This window comes from Acinetobacter sp. LipI_15, assembly GCF_058242865.1.
Genome location: NZ_JBZAYN010000001.1, coordinates 894708 through 913562, shown reverse-complemented (window position 1 = coordinate 913562; position 18855 = coordinate 894708). Strand labels below are relative to the sequence as shown.

Sequence of the window (18855 nt, the reverse complement as noted above, 5' to 3'; positions counted from 1 at the left end):
CTAAAGCAGATCAAAATCAACGTCAGCAATTTCAAAATCTCATAGAGTGTTTAGAAGGGAAATTGCCTCTGATTTACATAGATGAAAGTGGTTTTCAAAGTGAAAGTACCAGAACTCATAGTTATAGCCTTCAAGGAACACGTGCTGAAGGTGAATTTAACTGGCAGTTGAAGAATTGCAGTAATGCGATCGGTGCAATTATCGAAAATAGATTGTTGACAGTTGGTGTGTTTAATTGTTCTGTGAATACAGAAGTATTTGAATGTTGGATTGAACAGGATTTATTACCTAAGTTGAAAGAAAGCAGTGTTTTGATTATGGACAATGCGACCTTTCACAAAGGGAAAAGACTTCAGGAGTTGATACGTTGTGCAGGCCATTACATTGTGTGGCTTCCTAAATATAGTCCAGATTTAAATCCAATAGAAAATATGTGGTCACGAGTCAAGTCGATTCGAACTAAGTTTAGAGTTAAAGATATTGATAAATTATTTAAAGATTACTGTAATGATTTATTTGGTATTTAGCTATAGTCCTCTTCATCCATGTTTTGCAATAAATGCAAGCGAATGGCATCTGCTCTTAAGAATGCCAAATCATAGCTGGCTGTGGCGAGTGCCAAAACGCGACGCTCAAATTCATCCCACAACGGTCGTACCTGTTTGTAATGTATCCCGAGTCCACTTTCATCTGTGAAATGACGGTTTTTTTCGCAGAGCTTGAGTGCGTGATACAGTTTACGGCCTTTGCTTGCATCTGGACGTAAGCGAACTCGCTTAGACAAGACAAAGCCTTCGACATGGATGATATCTGCTTGCGGCAACATCGGTATTAAAATTTGATCTAATTGTGCATCTAAACGACACCAAATGGCCGTGTGTTGCTCTGCTGTATAGGTATTCCATTTTATGACTTCATGGTTAAAGCGGCGGCAACCACGACAGACTGAATCACCAAATACCGTAGAACAACGCCCTGCACATGGGGTCAACGAGGCAATTCGACGATCAGTACTCAAAACCGGCTCCATTCAAGCAATATTTATGGGATAAAAACAACTCGGCATGACTATACACGCTAAAACTACTGAAATGAAGCTATGATCAAATGTGTGGTTAAAAGCCACCACATTACTCGCTTATTCATCCAAATCACGGTAGAATGTGCGCCTTAATTTTTATCCTGTTTATTCACTTGGAGTACTCCATGAACGCTACTGTAGAACAGCTTGCACCTGTAGAACAGCAAGCGACCTCTGGTTGGGTTGTTGCCGCACTTTATCAATTCAAAGAAGTTCAAGATCCTGCCGATCTTCAACAACGTCTTTTAGACTTGGTAAAAACCATCAACCTTTGCGGTACTCTAATTGTGGCAGGTGAAGGTATTAACGGTACGGTTGCCGGTGACCGTAAATCTGTAGATATCATCCATCAATTCCTTCTCAATGAAGGCTTCAATGCGATGGAATACAAAGAATCGCATAGCGCGGATAAACCATTCCGTAAAATGAAGATCAAACTGAAAAAAGAAATCGTGACGTTAGGTGTGGAAGTGAAACCACGTGATTTAGTCGGTCACTATCTTGATCCTAAAGAATGGAATGAACTAATTGCACGTGATGACGTAATCCTAATTGATACACGTAACGACTATGAATACAAAGCAGGTACATTTAAGGGTGCGATTGACCCGAAAACTGAGACTTTCCGTGAATTCCCTGAATACGTGAAAAAAGAGCTTGAGCAGCATAAAGATAAGAAAATTGCCATGTTCTGTACAGGCGGTATTCGCTGTGAAAAATCAACCTCACTTTTACTTCAAGAAGGCTTTAATGAGGTTTATCACCTTAAAGGCGGTATCTTAAAATATTTAGAAGAAACCCCTGCTTCCGACAGCATGTGGGAAGGTGAATGTTTCGTATTTGACGGTCGTACTGCTGTCACTCACGGTATGGAAGAAGGCGAAAATATCAAATGTCACGCATGCGGTTGGCCACTGGCTCCTGCTGAAGTTGAACTTCCGAGCTACGAACATGGCGTATCTTGCAAATACTGTATCGACAAAACCACGGAACAACAAAAAGCTGGCTTCCGTATGCGTCAATCACAAATTATGGCAGCAAAACGTAAGCGCCTCTAAGGAAAATTTGTTGTAACGATATATAAATAAAAGCCCTATTTTTAGGGCTTTTTTTTACGCATTCTCAACAGTGACTTAATTTTTTTGACAAAATAACTATATCTGGTTATTTACGAGAATCAGTTCGCGCATTTATGCTTATTCTGATCAATTGATCCGAGAAAATCATTATAGATAATTGAAAAGGAAAGCATTATGCCAAAATTAATCAACTCTCCAATTGCAACCTCAAGGCGCCTTGCTTTACCCGCTCCCCGTGTAAAAGAAAGTGTAGGAGAATTAAAACACCTCCTTAACCAACAATCGCATATTTTGATAGTCAGTGTTGCTACATGCATTGGTGCAATTTTTGCCTTATTTATTGCTTATACATTGCACTTACAACCCACTATGCTCAATATTCTTGGACTTTGTGCGATTCCATTTGCTTTATCGCTGAGCTTACGCCAAGTCTATATTCACACCCTGTTAAATATGGAACATGATGATTAATTTGCGCACCTTGCAACGCTACTTATTGCAACTTTGTCCTACGCTGTTCAGTATATAAAACGATTTTTAAGGCTGCTAAAGCGCCAAAATCAAAAATAAAATCCAAACTGCACAGCGTAAACTCAGTAATATAAAAACCGTACTCTATGCCTATCAATTATTCAGTTTTACTATTACTCAGCATTGCTCAATACCATCACTCATTCATACATTTTCCTTCTCATTAAGCCTACGTGCTACTTAATACAAGATGAACTCAACATTTGTTGTTTTTGCTTAGGTGGTTTCAGGAATATTTAAAACGGAACTTTACCCACTGCGCTTTTCAACATAGGATAAATACACCTTTTCTCTGCCTTAGCTACCATGACTTTAACTGAATGGATCATTTCAATCATGGAACAATTGGGTTATCTCGGTATTGCCCTACTCATGTTCCTTGACAATGTCTTCCCCCCAATCCCCTCTGAAATCATTATGCCCTCGGCTGGCTATTCTGCCTCCCAAGGTCAACTACTCCTCATTGGTGTCATTATTTCAGGTTGTGTCGGTTCTTTACTGGCGGCTGCATTGCTATATTGGATTGGCTATAAATTTAAGCATGAATCCATCTTTCACTTCGTCGATCGCTATGGAAAATATTTATTTATCAAATCGGCAGATGTAAAAAAATCTCTAGCATGGTTTGAGCAATACGGTCACCGCATTGTATTTTTCGGCCGGATGATTCCAGCTGTGCGTTCTCTCATTAGTATTCCTGCTGGAATGAGCCGCATGCCATTTTGGAAGTTTATGTTTTATAGTGGTTTAGGTACGATTATTTGGACCACTTTTTTAGCTTGTATGGGTTTTTATTTAGGTGAAAATCAGCAGTTAATGCAGCAAATATTTAGTAAAGTTGGCCATGTGATTATTCTGATCACAGTCATCATTATTGCTTGGATTTTGTACCGTCGACATCAACGTCGACCTCGTTAATTTTTTGTTTTTGGGGCTTAAATGAAACACTATCTCCTACACTTTGCTGCTGTTTATAGCATCGCCTTGGTGCTTTTGATTACCGTATTAATTTTTGGATTAAATCTAGGTGGTATTACATTAATTCCTACATTGGTGGCATGTGCATTAATCAGCGTTGGGCATTTTGTAAAAAAAGAACAACGTGTGCCGAGCAACCATGAAAAGATCCAACTGGTTTGGGGCTCCAGTGCCGTTGCAATCATTATTGGGAGCTTTTTTGTGCTGTTCTTGGTGCTAATGAATCCCAATGCCGAAAGCATTATGAAGTCTGTAGATCATGCAGGCATTGGGCTAACTGCTGTGGTTATGCTTTGTTTGGTCGCCATTCATGGCACGATATTTCATATTGCCTACGGTTGGTATGCAGACTACTGTGCTAAAAAATTATAATTTTTTCAATGTATTGCGTTAAAATCTGAATTATCACCCCTTCACTGAAACTTAAAATTCAATGAACATACTTCGGGCAAGCCATACTTGCCCTTTATATAACGAAAACATGAACATTGAATAATGAAAAAATACATCATCACATTTAGCATTGCTTATGCCCTCGCCATGGTCGCTGTCGCAGCCATTGAATCTTTCTTTGATTTACCCGGTGGTTCATCTATTACCTGTCTCATTGTGGGCGGTTTTGCTGCGGCATCTAGCTTTGTCAAAGACCATCAGCGAGTGCCAGATAAGTCTGAAAAGAGAACTTTGATTTGGAGCTGTATTTTAGCTTCCGTACTGATTAGTGTCGTTGCTACAGTCATTTGTCTCTTGATCTTCCCTGAAACCCAAGCCTTTATTCAAATGGCGCTAACGCAATTACCCGCTTGGGTCTGGCTGCTTGCTATCAGCTTTACCTTATTCATCCATTACCTCATGTTGGCTTTATCTTTTGGATGGATGGCAAAGAGCTTCTTAAAAGCCAAACGTAGTTAAGCATTTAGACTAACTTTGAATTGAAAAGGTATAGCGCTAAAAAAAGCACCCCAAGGTGCTTTTTTAAATTTCGTCGAAATTAATTTGGTGTGTGATACATCAAATATAATTCGTTCAAATTGGTTGGGATTTCTTCTGCAAGTTCATCCATCAACTGACCATTGCGACGGAAAGATTCCATTTGTGGATCTTCTTCATCAATGCCGCTGAACACCATGATTGGCAAAGTTAAATCTACCAATTGTTCTTCAAACTCGTCGGTGAACCATGCATCTTCGTTTAGGAACATGGCATCAACGAAGCCAACACTCCAGTCACCAAGACTTGATTCAACATCGGCTTCTTCAATTTCAAATGGAAATTCAATACCATCTTCATTGGCAAGATTCTGACGAATCGATTCGAGCCATGCTTTTACTTGTGCAATAATTTCAGCAGGTACTTTTTTCTGATTGTTATCAAAAAGTTCGTCTAGCCATTTATCAAAAGCTGGGCCTACTGCAATTGCACACAAAAAACCATGAGTCGCTGCAAAATCTAGACCATGCTCGTTGTCATCGCCGTCTAGATAGTCACTCAAAAGGTCTAAATCTAAAGCACTCATTTCAAATCCAGAGTTAGAAACTTAATGCGTAAGCATAGCATTTTCAAGCGCTATGCTAAATCGCTATTTAGTCTTGTTCGTCATCAAAATCATCGTCATCGTCGATGTCGTAATCAAAATCTTTAAGCTCACGTTCAAGACGGCGCTGAGCCAGAAGGTCATCAATAAGTCGGCGCTTTTCTAACGATTCTTTCGCGCTAGTTTTTGCACTGGCCTCATCGAAATTCACATCATCATCACCGTAGTTATCATCTAGTTCAAAATCTGTAGAAGACACCAAAACTACCTCATAATGAAAAAAATTGAAGGGGTCTAGCCGCTATTTATATGGGATATAAAATATTGTCAAGTTTTATTTGTTTTTTTAACATCTAAACTTTAAAAATAGGGCTTTTTTTCTTACCAAAACCTGTGGCATGATATAATCCACCCTGCGTCCTTCATTTTTATGACAGTCACAGTTGACCCATAAAATAATCGATGCATGGGATGAACTTGAAAACAACAATTTCAGCCCCACCTAAATTACTGAATTTAAATTTTTAATATCTCATTGGACAGCTTGATGCTGTACCGTCCTAATGGGATAAGCCAGCTATTCACAAGATTTAATGAGACGATCGTGCTAAAATGCACGGTTTTTTACTGCCACAGATTCAACGAAGAGTAAGCAAAGATGAGCGATATGACTTCCCCTACTTCTCAAGTAGCGGCTCTGATTAGCCGAGGCAAAGAGCAAGGTTACCTAACTTTCGCCGAGGTTAACGATCATCTCCCGGACTCAATCACTGAAAGTGAACAGATTGAAGACATCATTCAGATGTTGAATGACGTGGGTATTCCGGTACATGATCGTGCACCAGAAACTGACGATACAATGTTTGAAGGTGGCAGCGAAGCGACTGACGAAGTTGCTGAAGAAGAAGCCGCTGCTGTACTTGCATCTGTTGAAAATGAACCCGGTCGTACCACTGACCCTGTGCGTATGTATATGCGCGAAATGGGTACAGTTGAGCTTTTGACACGTGAAGGCGAAATTAGCATTGCAAAACGTATCGAAGAAGGTATTCGTGACGTTTTACATTCTATTGCTTATTGGCCAAATGCAGTCGAAGTTGTATTACAAGAATATAAAGATTATGAAGCGGGTGAACGCCGTTTAGCTGATATTCTTTCTGGTTATTTAGATCCAGAATCTGACGAAGCCATCCCAGAAGTGATCGATGAAGATGATTCTGAGATCGATGAAGATGAAGCGTCAACCAACAAGCCAACTAAAGATGTCAAACTTGATGATGACGATGAAGAAGAAGAGTCTGAAGGTGATGATGATTCTGAAGGCGAATCTGGTCCAGATCCTGAAATTGCTAAAGCACGTTTCACTGAGCTTGAACAAGCATGGTTAGTCACTAAAGCTGCAATTGAAAAACATGGGCGTAACAGTAAAGAAGCTGCTGCTGCACTTGAAGCACTTGCAACTGTGTTCATGATGTTCAAATTCACACCACGTTTATTCGACATCATCTCTGATTTGATTCGTAATACCCATGACCAAATCCGTACTTCTGAACGTGAAGTTATGCGCTATGCAGTACGTCGTGGTCGTATGGACCGTACTCAATTCCGTACGTCTTTCCCAGGTCAAGAATCTAACTTTGCTTGGTTAGATGAACAAATTGCTAAAGCACCTGCAGAAATGAAAGGCTATCTTGAAAAAGTCCGCCCTGACGTTCTGGCATTCCAACAAAAAATCGCTGACATCGAGAAAGAACTTGGTTTAGATGTTAAAGGCATCAAAGACATTTCTAAACGTATGTCGATTGGTGAAGCGAAAGCTCGCCGTGCGAAAAAGGAAATGGTTGAAGCTAACTTACGTTTGGTAATTTCGATTGCGAAAAAATACACCAACCGTGGTTTGCAATTCCTCGACTTGATCCAAGAAGGTAACATTGGCTTGATGAAAGCGGTGGATAAATTCGAGTATCGTCGTGGTTATAAATTCTCTACTTATGCAACTTGGTGGATTCGTCAGGCGATTACGCGTTCGATTGCCGACCAAGCACGTACTATTCGTATTCCAGTACACATGATCGAAACCATTAACAAGATCAACCGTGTATCTCGCCAACTTCTTCAAGAAATGGGTCGTGAACCTACACCAGAAGAATTAGGTGAACGTCTAGAAATGGACGAAGTGAAAGTTCGTAAAGTGCTTAAAATCGCGAAAGAACCAATTTCAATGGAAACACCAATTGGTGATGATGAAGATTCGCATCTTGGTGACTTCATTGAAGACGGTAATATCACCTCTCCGATTGACGCTGCAACGTCAGAAGGCTTAAAAGAAGCAACACGTGAAGTTCTTGAAAACTTGACTGAACGTGAAGCGAAAGTCTTGAAAATGCGTTTCGGTATCGATATGCCAACCGACCATACCTTGGAAGAAGTGGGTAAACAGTTTGACGTAACACGTGAACGTATTCGTCAGATTGAAGCGAAAGCATTGCGTAAATTACGTCATCCTTCACGCTCAGAACATCTGCGTTCATTCCTTGAGAATGATTAACCTATAACTAGGACAATGCAGGCTTGAATATGGGGTTTTCCACCCCATATTATGAGCATGTAGCAAATGATTCCAAATACCTGCTCATTGCAGGTATTTTTAAATAATGAGGTGTCCCATGACTGATATGACTAATCGCGCTCCTTCACGTGAATTGCAAGAGCATCTTTGGGTCTTCCCTATGGACTACCCAATTAAATTGATTGGTAATGCAGGTGAAGAACTTCGCCTAGCAGTGAATGAAATTTTTGTTAAACATTTTCCTGATTTTGATGGCAGTAAAATGACTGTGACTCCATCTCGTACAGGTAAATATCATTCAATTACTGCTCAATTACGTTTCGAAGAGTTAGAACAAGTACATGCGGTCTATGCGGATTTAGCAGCTTGTAAACACATTCGTACCGCGCTGTAATTCTGTTGATTTAAATAAAAAAGCACGCTTTAGGGCGTGTTTTTTATGTCTAAGTATAATAGTAATACCCTCAAGTAATTCAGTATTTAACCCCCCTTTTGTACGTCTAATTCATTATAATCCATACATGACTTTGATAGAAAAGGACACGAAATACGTGACTGAAACTGTTCAAAAACCCGAATTAATCATTCGTCAATATAACCACCTTACCCCTTATGCAGACCGCTTTTTAGAGATGAAAACTCTCACTGAACAGCGAGATGAAAACTCACCTGATGAGCTGTGGATATTACAGCATCCCGATGTATTAACTCAGGGGCAAGCTGGCAAGCCTGAACATATTTTGGTGCAAAGTAACATCCCTGTGGTACAAACAGACCGTGGTGGACAAGTCACTTGGCATGGACCGGGTCAGTTGGTCGCTTATTTCATGTTTGACTTAAATCGCTTAGGTTGGAACGTGCGTACGCTGGTTTCCTATGCAGAAAACTTGATGATCGAACTGCTGAAAAAGTACGGCATCGACGCTTATGCCAAGCCTGATGCACCCGGTGTTTATGTTGCAGAACGCAAAATTGGTTCTCTCGGTTTTAAAATTCGTAAAGGCCGCAGTTATCACGGTTTGGCACTGAATATCGATTGTGATCTATTTGGTTTTCATACCATTAATCCATGTGGCTATGCTGGATTAGAAATGGTTCGTATACAAGATTTGGTGCAAGATTACCCTAAATTTGAAAACTTATGCGTCGATATCATTGATACTTTGAAAAACAGTGGTTACTTTAAAGACGTAACAGTCAAACAACTATAAAAGACTTTGCTTTCTCAAATAAAATAATTTAGAGTAAAAGCTCTAAATTAATAATTATAGATAAGGGATGTACACGTGATTGCAACTAAATCCGTTAAACCCGCGCTCCAGCAGGCCTATGTCAAACTCATGATGGATGTGATTGGCAGAGGTCTGGTCATGGCGAGCCAGGTCGATGAAGAAATTAAACAAGAAGTTGCTAAATTTCCAGTTAATTTTATTTTATCTATGAATGTTTTTCCTAATGGTGCTGCATTTGTCGCGCAAGTTACGGAAGACCATCAACTAAAACTCCTCACACCCGGCACTCAAAAGCCTGACTTAACCATTACGTTTAAGCATTTGAATCATGCCTTTTTGGTCTTCTCATTTCAAGAAAGTACCGCACAAGCCTTTGCCAATGACCGCATGATTGCCGATGGTGATTTGTCTTATGCCATCCGACTGGTGCGTTGTCTCAACAAAATGGAAGCGTTAATTTTACCTAAATTGGTGGCTGAATTGGCTGTCAAAGAATATCCAACACATTTACGCCTAAAAGAAAAACTGAGCGGTGCTGCAAATATTTATTTAAAAGTAGCCCAGTCTTATTTAAAACGGAGCGCATAACACATGGCTAAACCATATTACGAATTTTTCTGTCCTGTAAAAGTGATTGCTGGCCATGCTGCTTTAGAACACATCCCATTCGAACTGTCTACTTTGGGTGCTAAACGCCCCATGATCATTACTGACAAAGGCGTTCGCAGTAATCAATTACTTGCACCGATTGAAGCGGCTTTTGAAAGTACCGAGACGGTGATTGGCTATATTTTTGATGATGTTCCTCCAGACTCAAGTTTAGAAACCGTACGTAAAGCGGCTCAACTTTACCGCGACAACCAATGTGATGCCATTATTGCCGTCGGTGGCGGTTCAGTGATTGATACCTCTAAAGCAACCAACATCTTGGTATCTGAAGGTGGTGATGACTTACTGAAATACTCAGGTGCGCACAACTTACCAAAACCTTTAAAACCATTTTTTGTGATTCCAACAACCTCAGGGACAGGTTCAGAAGTGACTATGGTCGCTGTGGTTTCTGACCCTGAAAAGAATGTTAAAATGGCCTTTGCATCGAATTATTTGATGCCACATGCGGCAATTCTTGACCCACGTATGACGCAAACTTTGCCACCTCATCTTACGGCGATGACAGCGATGGATGCGATGACGCATGCCATTGAAGCCTATACGTGCATGGCGGCGAACCCTATTTCAGATGCCTATGCTACTGCCGCAATCAAGAAAATTAGCAATAGCTTATTTGGTGTCTTAGATAATACCAGCGATGCACATGGGCGCTTAGAACTTGCACAAGCCTCAACGATGGCAGGAATTGCATTTTCGAACTCAATGGTTGGATTGGTGCATTCATTAGGCCATGCGCTGGGTGCAGTCGCTCATCTGCCCCACGGCTTATGCATGAATTTATTCTTGCCGTATGTGTTGGAATACAACAAAGAAGTGAATGGCGATAAGATTGCTGAATTGCTATTACCACTGGCTGGTCCTGATATTTATGCACAAACACCGGCCAACCTCCGCGCTGAAAAAGCCATTTCAACGCTTTTAGCCATGCGTGACCGCTTGTTTAGTTTGACCAAATTACCACGTACTTTGAGTGAAACAGGTAAAGTGACTGAAGCTCAATTAGATGAAGTGGCAGAGAAAGCACTGAATGATGGATCTATTATTTATAATCCTAAAGAAGCCAGCTTAGAAGACCTCAAAACTATTCTAAAAAAAGCTTGGTAATTGCTGAAAAATAAGCGAATATAGCGAAAAATTAAGCCTGATGTTTTTTTAAACATCGGGCTTTTCACTTGCAGAACGCAATATCAGTTATTTTTTAATCAAACTGGCATAATTTCTGCTAAAAATAATTTCAAAGTTACTGACAAAATGTACCAATTTGGAGTAGATTGGCGCACTTTTGTTTTAAAACGTAGGGGGGATCGTTCGTCTCAAACGATCCTTAGAACATGACTGATCCTTGATCAACGATAAGAGGATAACGCCGTTGACAAATATCTCTGGGACTCAATCGGCAGCTAAACTGCAAAAAACGCTTGGACTCTGGCACATTATTATTATTGGTTTGGCTTACATCCAACCAATGACTCTATTTGATACTTTTGGTTTAGTATCTGAAGAAAGTCATAGACACGTGCCGACTTCTTACATTATTGCCCTTATTGCAATTCTGTTTACCTCGATTAGTTATGGTCATATGATCCGTCGCTACCCTTCTTCGGGTTCTGCGTATACCTATGCCCAAAAATCTATTCACCCGAACGTTGGTTTCATGGTGGGTTGGTCTTCTTGGTTAGACTACCTATTATCTCCAATGGTGAATATTATTCTTGCAGTGATTTACCTTGAAGCACTATTTCCAACAGTAAACCACTGGGTATGGGTCATTGTGCTAACGGCATTCATGACTGGAATTAACTTACGCGGCGCGCGTTTTGTTGCTAACTTCAACAGCCTGATTGTACTTGTGCAGTTATTAGTAATTGGTATTTTCACGTGGATGGTCTACAGCAAGCTTCAAATGGGCTTCAATGCTGATGGCCCGATTTCTGCGGCAGAACGCTACCAATTATGGAGCCTTGAGCCATTTTGGAATGAGCTGACGTCTGTGGGTGCGCTGATTACAGGTGCAACATTACTGTGCTTCTCGTTCACTGGTTTTGACTCATTAAGTTCATTGGCAGAAGAAACCAAAGATACTGAGAAAACACTGCCGAAAGCGATTTTCTTAACTGCTTTAATCGCAGGGATTATCTTCATTATTAGTACCTACTTCATGCAGCTGTTCTTCCCTGCTGAGCCGGGTAACTATTTCAAGAATATTACTGAAACACAGCCAGAGATACTCTTGCTCGTCGGCGGCTCACTGTTCCAATCCTATGTGTTAACTTTTGCGATTGTGACAGTAATGGCATCAGGTATTTCTGCACATGCTGGCGTATCACGTCTGATGTATGTAATGGGTCGTGATGGCGTCATTAACAAAAAGATTTTTGGTCATATTAGTCCGAAAAACTTCACACCATCGTACAACATCATGATCGTAGGTGCGGTTGCATTAACTGCGGGCTTTATGAATCTTGATATTGTCATTTCGATGATTAGTTTTGGTGCATTGACAGCCTTTACTTTCGTGAACTTATCTGTGATTTCACGTTATGCACTTCGTGATGGCCGCACAAAAACAGCCAAAGATATTTTTAGCTTTGTCGTTATTCCAATGCTTGGCTTTATCAGTATCTTTGCGATGTGGTTAGAAATTGAAGAAACTGCATTGAAATATGGTTTGTGGTGGGCAATGTTCGGTATTTTATACCTTGGTTATAAAACTAAAGGTTTTAAACACCCTGCACCGCAACATAACGAATTTGATGATAAATTCTAATCAAGTTTATCTCTAAACAAAAAAGGCGCTTAAAGCGCCTTTTTTATTTCTAACAAATGATCTCTAAGGCTGAATACGCTTAGATGATTGCTTAAAATGGATTGTCATTTCTTCACACTTCTCACCTGCATTGCCTTTAAACTCAACAGCAGTTCCCAAACCATGGGACCATGTGCCTACTTCCACTGTTTCAAGATTGACTGCCGCTTCAAAGACATGCTGCTGCTGCGGATATAGCTTGATTTCACTCGGCGTTTCACAAGTCTGTTTTGGAAAATAAGGTCGAACTTGCTCATCCAACTGCATTGTTAATGGCATATCACATTGCAATTGAATTGTGACTGGCACACTATTGGTGTTCTTTAAGGTTAGACGTACATTTTGTGAACTTAGCTCAGACTGTGCAGCTGGTATTTCTACAAACGTCTGGGTGTCTATTTTTTCTCGGTCATGCGGATTTAAGAACGTCAATTTACGCTCTACACCATGACAAGAGTCTTGCTCAGGCGCAGAAAACTCCAGATAACGTGTTCCAAGTATAAAGCTACCATTCTGCTCACCCGCATGACCAATATCAATGATTGGATCACCTGTGCCTTCGATCGTTACCCCACCGCTCGAAAAAAAATCAATCTCACAGCCGGACAATACGGACATCAGGCTGCAAAGTGTCAATATTTTAAAATTTAATTTTCGCATCATGTTGATAAACTCCAAAGCGAAATGCACGATTTGCTTCAGGATTCCCGTCATCCATTGCGCAACGCTCCGCGGCAAGTTTTAAAAGTTGTAATGAGTATTTCTGCCAAAGCTCTAAGCTCATTTCATGTAATTTATTAATCGATTCTTCTGTTAATTCGTCAGCACAAATGGCTTGTTCTAAGTAAGGTATTTCATCAGGATTCAATAAATTATGCAAACCCGCCTCTAAATGCGCTTGAACATTTCGCGTTAAAATTTTACGTGCTTCTAACTGCGAAGGATCTGGAATAAAACGACGTTGTTGTAAATACACCTGTCCATCTTTTTCAGTGGCAATTTCCAAACGAACAAGCTCATTGAGTACCGAACGTGGATGGCGCTCGGTGGAGATTCGTTTCACTAACATTTCAAAACTATTTTCCGACTCACTACTAAAGGGCAATGAATTCCCCCAGCCTTCCGCAAGCCACAAACCCATCACACGTGATGGCACACTAATTGGCTCCGAAACAGTCGCTTCAGTCAGATCCTTACCTTCAGAAATCACTTCTTTATAAGCAGTCACGTCCTTACGGTGTAGGCCAGAAAGTAAACTGATCGCAGAAATCGTCGGTTTTTGATCGATACGCTCTAACTCATGTACAGCTTGTTGGAAAAAAACCGGTTTCAATGCAGCAGTAAACTCGGTATACCCCACACCTGAGCGAATCAGCCATTGGCTCAGCTCATTCATCAGCACCAATACTTGCTGTAAATTTTGATCTGCCTCATTAGTGAGAAGTTTGCTCATTGAATTGCCATGAAAATTAGACTGCATAAGTGAAATTTTCGCATTGTTTAATCTACTTCACAATTTTTATCTGATGAGATCTTGAGGGTATTCAGTAAAAAAATGATTATTTACATTAAAATGCGTAAAAGAAACACTGATCGAGATATCTAAACTTTCAACACTATGCCACCAACCAATTGGGATAAATAAGGTTTCCCCTGGCTGCAAAATGCACTCAAACGGCGTCACGTTTTCTAACAGTGGATAGGCTGCAAGATCAGCCTTTGCAACGTCTGAAACCTGACTGAATACCCAATGATCGTTATACATATACGGCATCTGCCATGCAGGAATCAAAGTCACTTTTTTACGTCCATAGATTTGTGCCAACATGTTATTGGTTAAGTCATAATGTAGTGGCGTAAATGTGCCTGCAGGGCCAAACCATAAAAAATGTCGATCTTTGATCTCTTTTTGACAATAAGCTTTGGCAAAGTCGCCAAGATCTTCACTTATCTTTTGCATGAACTGCTTATTTTGAGCGGCGTTATTCGCGGTTAAATAAATGTCATTGCTACGCTTAGTGGCTTTGATTTGTGCGACAAAATCTTGCATCAAAATAATGCGTTTCAGCTGTACCGATTTTTTTTCAAAATCATGATGCTGCTCACGATGCATCTGGACTTCAACCAGCTCATTTTCAAAATGCTGTGCAAAATAATCAGGACTCCATTTATGCAATGCAGGCCAGTGTTGTATCCCACCTTTTAAAATGACCGGCCGCATCTGGCTATAATACTGCTCTACAAACGTCTCAAAATCAGGTGTTTCTATGCAATCGATTGTGGATGGACTGTGGTCGTTCAATTGATTTAATTGACCCATCACCTGTAATAACCAGCGCTGTTTATTCTGCTGTTGCTGTAGTTGCTTCAGTTTTTTTAAAATTACGTTATTGTTTACATGCTTTAAAAACTGAATGATCAAATGATTTGAAATATTTTTTTGCTTAATTTTTTCTAAAATTTTATCTGTCTCTAAGCCCTCAAGACAATAGTCCAAAAGTTCATTTTGCAGCTGCACTGAAAGTTGGTCTGCATCAGAAAATAAGCATTGCTCAGCCCTTGGGCTTAATCCATGTGATTGTAAAATTTCACTTATTTTCTGTACATCACACCCATTTTCAATATTTTCATTCAGCCAATTTTGCCATTCCATCGGTAAGGATTGATACCAATTTTTACTTTGCTGTAGATATTCGCTCTGGCTTTCTACATTCATCTTCACCACTCCACCCTCTTTACAAGTGAAGTATAAATGATCTATTTTAAAAATGCTAAATTTTCGCATTTTATAATTATTTAAACACCGCGAATGTTATGAATCCGTCAAATATCACGCGGAATGACATAACAAAGTAAAGGAGAAAGTTCATGAAAATTCGTCATTTAGTCATCGTTAGCAGTCTGTCTTTAGCTTCAATACCGGTATATGCAGGTTTTGCCGATACCATGCGCGATTTAAGAAATACGCTGAATCAATTTAATGAAACATCCAAAGAAGTATCAAATACTGCAAAAGAATGGACAGGCAGTCGGGCCACGACTAACTCAAATTATGCTGCAAATGGTTTCAGCATGGGACAGCAACTCAGACCTAAAATTAATAATCTACCGCTTTATCAAACTGCCGATAAATCGAGCCAAGTCATTAATAAACTGTCAAAAAATGCAGACATTATTTTTGCGGGAAACATGACTAAAACAGGTTTGATCGAAGTCACTACAGAACATGGCAATGGCTGGATTGAGTCACACCTTGTGCAATAAATCTTGATTTTAAAAATTTATACAACTGCATCAGCCGTACATAACAACTTCACTCTATTGAGCACTCGTCATGAATAAGAATCACAAAATCAGCATTATCGCTGCTGTATTTAGTACTTTGGTCGGCTGTGGCGGCTCCAATAATGATGGCCCATCACCAACGCCGACACCGACACCGACACCGACACCAACACCGACACCAACACCGACACCAACACCAACACCAACACCAACGCCAACGCCAACAACTGTAGCGGATAAATTCACAGGAGAGTGGATTCAAGGAAACTCTGCTCTCGGTAATAGTAATTGTGATTTACCACAAATTTCCATTCATAAAACCAGTGAAAATTCAGTCAGTTCACTGAACGAAGAACTAAAATATGCTGAACACAATAGTTCAAGCAAAACCTGCAGCGGTGAATTTATTTCCAAACGTTATCAATTACTGCATGACATGGTAATCAGTGATATCCAACCTGCTGCAGCTCTAAATAACTTTGAATATCATGCCATTAAGTTTCAACCAGTCAGAGATGGAACAACCAGCAACCGTGTCCTGACTTTTTTAAATAGTAATTCTTTTTGTGTGATTAATGCGACGATTTCAAATCCAAGCTATATCATCATGGAGCGTGGTCTAATTAAAGATCCACTCAAGGACAGCCGCTGCTATACAAAAAATACCAATGAATTCTTCACCAATTTAAAACCGAAAGCCAAAATCACAACTGCAGACTTTAAGTCTGAGAGCTTTATTAATACGACTAACACTGTGAACTTCTTGGCTCAGCTCAATGCGATGGGACAAAATGGTTATAAATTAATTGGCTATGATACTAAGACCCTGGACAATGGTAATGTTAATAGCTACATGAAACTTGCTAATGAAAATACGCGTTTCAATCATATTGTGGCAGACCGTACAGCACCCTCTACCTCTGACATTTATTTTACATGGCGTAATCAGTTAAATGAAAAAGGCAAATCAGGTTATCAATACCTACATAGTGTCAGACCAACCAATGCCATGAATTTCAAAGATTATTTCATTAAAAAGGAAAATGATACCGCGACATACACCTATGACAGCGGCTATGTTTCCCCACTCGTTGACCCAGTGCAACTGGAAACCATGCTCAATACATTAGGTTCTCAAGGCTGCCGTATTATTCAGTTCAAAAGCTATTTCACAGGTTTACGACCTGAAGTTCTGAACGGCAAACAAAATAGTCCTAAAGTTGCAACCTGTATCAATAGCAGTACACATCATGGCACTTACAGTTATCGCCATAAAACCTATCCAACCGGTAGCAATAGTTTAGAACGTACTCTGAAATTGCAGACAATGATTGATGAGCAAGCAAAAGAAGGGTATCGCTTAGTTAGTCGATCTTTAGATATGAGTTCAACCACCAAAAATGGCATGCTGTTTATGAAAGACAGTGAAAATACCAATATCGGCGAATTTAAAGTCTTTAGTGAAACTGTCTTTGCAACATCGACGTTTAACGACGTCTTACTGAAACGTCTTCAGCAGCAAGGTCAATTGGGTTGGTTATACACCAGTGGTCAACTACTATTTGCAAATAATCCAAAACATCTACAAACAGAACTGAGTGACTTTAATTTAATTGATTAATTCACGAGGTATCTCGAGCTTTTCCATGTCCTTTATTTTTTGCATCAAGGACATGGATCATTCACATAAATCAAAGCAGTGATAAAAACCACTTATTTTAAGCGGCAATTAAAACCCATCTTGGTATCAACGATATTTTTTTCATATCCCAAACTTTGAATAAATTGATTTCGATCTGCTACTAGCTGTTGATCAGCAACGCTAAGACGCGCTTTATTTTTTTGAGCCAAGCTGTATGTTTCATTGACTAAGCCTTGATATAGTCCACATACTTCCTGACGCTTGGCTTTTTTCAATTGGCGACCACCATACCAAGAACGCTCAAAATCGTCGGCTTTTAGTGTTTTTCCCCATTCCTCAATACGCTGATTTTGTCTTTGCTGCATTTCCAGCATGCCCTGCTGTACTTCAGCCTTAGTAAAAGGCTTAATCACCTCAACCTTTGGTACAACTGGAACATTTTCTGTAGTTGCAGTGACGGTGACTGGTGTCTGTTCCGTTGTGGTCGATACGGTTGGATTAGCCCAACTCATTGATGAAATGAATCCGGTCGCAATCACGACACCAAAAGCTTTTAAATTTATAGATTTCAAGTTTTAAGTACCCGTTTTATTTCTTCACAGTGTTCTTATACACATTTTTATATTGATGCTGAAGTTTTTAAGCCCGTATTTTACAAAACTTCATTGCTGTAAATGGTTCACTGTGTTCACTCCCAATAAAAAACCGCTCGATAGAGCGGCTTTTTGAACAGATCACACTTAGACCAATTCTTTAAAGTCTTGCTGACGCCAAGCTTCATATAAAATCACAGCAGTAGCATTAGACAAGTTTAAACTGCGTGAATTTGGTGCCATCGGCAGGCGAATCCAATGTTCTTTCGGAAACATCATACGGACATCTTCCGGCAAACCACGTGTTTCTGGCCCCATTAACAATGCTACAGGACGGTTTAAATCAGAGGTATGCGGTGTTTCAAAACCTTTGGTGGTTAATGGATAAATGGCATCCATCTCAATACCTTGTGCTTTTAAGCCAGCAAGGCATTCTTCAAAGTTTTCCCACACTTTCATGTGTGCCCATTCATGATAATCCAAACCAGCGCGGCGAAGTTTTTTATCATCTAGCTCAAAACCTAATGGTTTGACCAAATGCAACTGCGCTCCAGTATTGGCACATAAACGAATGATATTCCCTGTATTTGCAGGAATTTCTGGCTCGTATAAAACAACATGGATCACAGTTTTTTTCTCTACTCTTTAGTTAAATAATGGCTTAAAGCTCAGGCTATAGTTTCTATAGCTGTAGCATAAGTTTAGATGGTACAACAAGCGCTTGTTTATCCTCTTTGCTTAGCTTTCGCATTGCAATTGGATAATACCAGAACTTGTTTATCCTCTTTGCTTAGCTTGCGCATTGCAATTGGACAATACCAGAACTTGCTTATCCTCTTTGCTCAGGCATAGC

22 protein-coding genes are annotated in these 18855 nt (G+C 39.9%); 14 read left to right on the top strand and 8 right to left on the bottom strand.

The window, feature by feature from the left end:
- The first annotated feature begins 41 nt into the window (after positions 1-41).
- Entirely contained in the window at positions 42-527 is a 486-nt protein-coding gene (locus tag AC4CU0_RS04400) for a transposase (protein ID WP_490743459.1), read from the top strand.
- Here AC4CU0_RS04400 and AC4CU0_RS04395 read toward each other — a convergent pair.
- Entirely contained in the window at positions 524-1018 is a 495-nt protein-coding gene (locus AC4CU0_RS04395) for a DUF1289 domain-containing protein (protein WP_490742549.1), read from the bottom strand. The genes AC4CU0_RS04400 and AC4CU0_RS04395 overlap by 4 nt on opposite strands.
- Before the next feature lie 188 nt (positions 1019-1206).
- Here AC4CU0_RS04395 and trhO point away from each other — a divergent pair, with 188 nt between their 5' ends.
- From trhO to AC4CU0_RS04370, 5 genes are all read left to right on the top strand, one after another.
- The gene (gene trhO, locus AC4CU0_RS04390; RefSeq protein ID WP_490742548.1) at positions 1207-2139 is read left to right on the top strand and encodes an oxygen-dependent tRNA uridine(34) hydroxylase TrhO; all 933 of its coding nucleotides are present in this window, start codon (positions 1207-1209) and stop codon (positions 2137-2139) included.
- A gap of 195 nt (positions 2140-2334) precedes the next feature.
- Positions 2335-2631, top strand: coding sequence for a hypothetical protein (locus AC4CU0_RS04385; protein WP_490742547.1), 297 nt, complete (start codon positions 2335-2337; stop codon positions 2629-2631).
- A 366-nt stretch (positions 2632-2997) separates the two neighbouring features.
- Entirely contained in the window at positions 2998-3609 is a 612-nt protein-coding gene (locus AC4CU0_RS04380; protein WP_111885305.1) for a DedA family protein, read from the top strand.
- A gap of 21 nt (positions 3610-3630) precedes the next feature.
- Positions 3631-4041, top strand: a complete 411-nt coding sequence (locus AC4CU0_RS04375; RefSeq protein ID WP_111885304.1) for an ABZJ_00895 family protein — start codon at positions 3631-3633, stop codon at positions 4039-4041.
- A gap of 123 nt (positions 4042-4164) precedes the next feature.
- Entirely contained in the window at positions 4165-4581 is a 417-nt protein-coding gene (locus tag AC4CU0_RS04370) for an ABZJ_00895 family protein (protein ID WP_490742546.1), read from the top strand.
- A gap of 79 nt (positions 4582-4660) precedes the next feature.
- Here the strand turns inward: AC4CU0_RS04370 and AC4CU0_RS04365 are convergent, their stop codons facing one another.
- Positions 4661-5185, bottom strand: coding sequence for a YecA/YgfB family protein (locus AC4CU0_RS04365; RefSeq protein WP_078191372.1), 525 nt, complete (start codon positions 5183-5185; stop codon positions 4661-4663).
- Between the two features lie 67 nt (positions 5186-5252).
- Positions 5253-5462: a PA3496 family putative envelope integrity protein gene (locus tag AC4CU0_RS04360; protein ID WP_490742545.1), complete on the bottom strand. Its 210-nt coding sequence runs from the start codon at positions 5460-5462 to the stop codon at positions 5253-5255.
- Positions 5463-5861: 399 nt separating this feature from the next.
- Between AC4CU0_RS04360 and rpoD the strand changes: the two genes are divergently transcribed.
- From rpoD to AC4CU0_RS04330, 6 genes are all read left to right on the top strand, one after another.
- A complete protein-coding gene (rpoD, locus tag AC4CU0_RS04355; RefSeq protein WP_078192191.1) occupies positions 5862-7751 on the top strand; it encodes an RNA polymerase sigma factor RpoD in 1890 nt (629 codons plus the stop codon).
- A 127-nt stretch (positions 7752-7878) separates the two neighbouring features.
- Entirely contained in the window at positions 7879-8166 is a 288-nt protein-coding gene (locus AC4CU0_RS04350; protein WP_078191448.1) for a YbeD family protein, read from the top strand.
- 157 nt (positions 8167-8323) lie between these two features.
- Positions 8324-8983 carry a lipoyl(octanoyl) transferase LipB gene (gene lipB, locus AC4CU0_RS04345; RefSeq protein ID WP_180183115.1) on the top strand — a complete coding sequence of 220 codons (660 nt, stop codon included), beginning with the start codon at positions 8324-8326 and terminating at the stop codon, positions 8981-8983.
- Positions 8984-9058: 75 nt separating this feature from the next.
- Positions 9059-9592, top strand: a complete 534-nt coding sequence (locus AC4CU0_RS04340) for a hypothetical protein (protein ID WP_490742544.1) — start codon at positions 9059-9061, stop codon at positions 9590-9592.
- A 3-nt stretch (positions 9593-9595) separates the two neighbouring features.
- Positions 9596-10780 (top strand): iron-containing alcohol dehydrogenase, encoded by a 1185-nt coding sequence (locus tag AC4CU0_RS04335; protein WP_111885299.1) that lies wholly within the window; start codon positions 9596-9598, stop codon positions 10778-10780.
- A gap of 265 nt (positions 10781-11045) precedes the next feature.
- Positions 11046-12443 carry an APC family permease gene (locus tag AC4CU0_RS04330; protein ID WP_490742543.1) on the top strand — a complete coding sequence of 466 codons (1398 nt, stop codon included), beginning with the start codon at positions 11046-11048 and terminating at the stop codon, positions 12441-12443.
- A gap of 63 nt (positions 12444-12506) precedes the next feature.
- On the opposite strand, the gene AC4CU0_RS04325 is transcribed toward AC4CU0_RS04330, so the two are convergent.
- The 3 genes from AC4CU0_RS04325 to AC4CU0_RS04315 form a co-directional block, all read right to left on the bottom strand.
- Entirely contained in the window at positions 12507-13145 is a 639-nt protein-coding gene (locus AC4CU0_RS04325) for a hypothetical protein (RefSeq protein WP_490742542.1), read from the bottom strand.
- Complete coding sequence (locus tag AC4CU0_RS04320; RefSeq protein ID WP_490742541.1) at positions 13123-13935, bottom strand: DUF6502 family protein; 813 nt, start codon at positions 13933-13935, stop codon at positions 13123-13125. Before AC4CU0_RS04320 ends, AC4CU0_RS04325 begins: the two co-directional genes overlap by 23 nt.
- Positions 13936-14001: 66 nt before the next feature.
- Positions 14002-15198, bottom strand: a complete 1197-nt coding sequence (locus AC4CU0_RS04315; protein WP_490742540.1) for a cupin-like domain-containing protein — start codon at positions 15196-15198, stop codon at positions 14002-14004.
- Positions 15199-15350: 152 nt separating this feature from the next.
- Here AC4CU0_RS04315 and AC4CU0_RS04310 point away from each other — a divergent pair, with 152 nt between their 5' ends.
- Entirely contained in the window at positions 15351-15746 is a 396-nt protein-coding gene (locus tag AC4CU0_RS04310) for a hypothetical protein (RefSeq protein ID WP_078192198.1), read from the top strand.
- A gap of 70 nt (positions 15747-15816) precedes the next feature.
- Positions 15817-17388 carry a PT dipeptide repeat lipoprotein gene (locus AC4CU0_RS04305; protein ID WP_490742539.1) on the top strand — a complete coding sequence of 524 codons (1572 nt, stop codon included), beginning with the start codon at positions 15817-15819 and terminating at the stop codon, positions 17386-17388.
- A 92-nt stretch (positions 17389-17480) separates the two neighbouring features.
- Here AC4CU0_RS04305 and AC4CU0_RS04300 read toward each other — a convergent pair whose 3' ends face one another.
- Together AC4CU0_RS04300 and AC4CU0_RS04295 are read right to left on the bottom strand one after the other, a co-directional pair.
- Positions 17481-17981: a hypothetical protein gene (locus AC4CU0_RS04300; RefSeq protein WP_472584630.1), complete on the bottom strand. Its 501-nt coding sequence runs from the start codon at positions 17979-17981 to the stop codon at positions 17481-17483.
- Between the two features lie 168 nt (positions 17982-18149).
- Positions 18150-18629 carry a tRNA (cytidine(34)-2'-O)-methyltransferase gene (locus AC4CU0_RS04295; RefSeq protein WP_078192202.1) on the bottom strand — a complete coding sequence of 160 codons (480 nt, stop codon included), beginning with the start codon at positions 18627-18629 and terminating at the stop codon, positions 18150-18152.
- Positions 18630-18855: the final 226 nt, after the last annotated feature.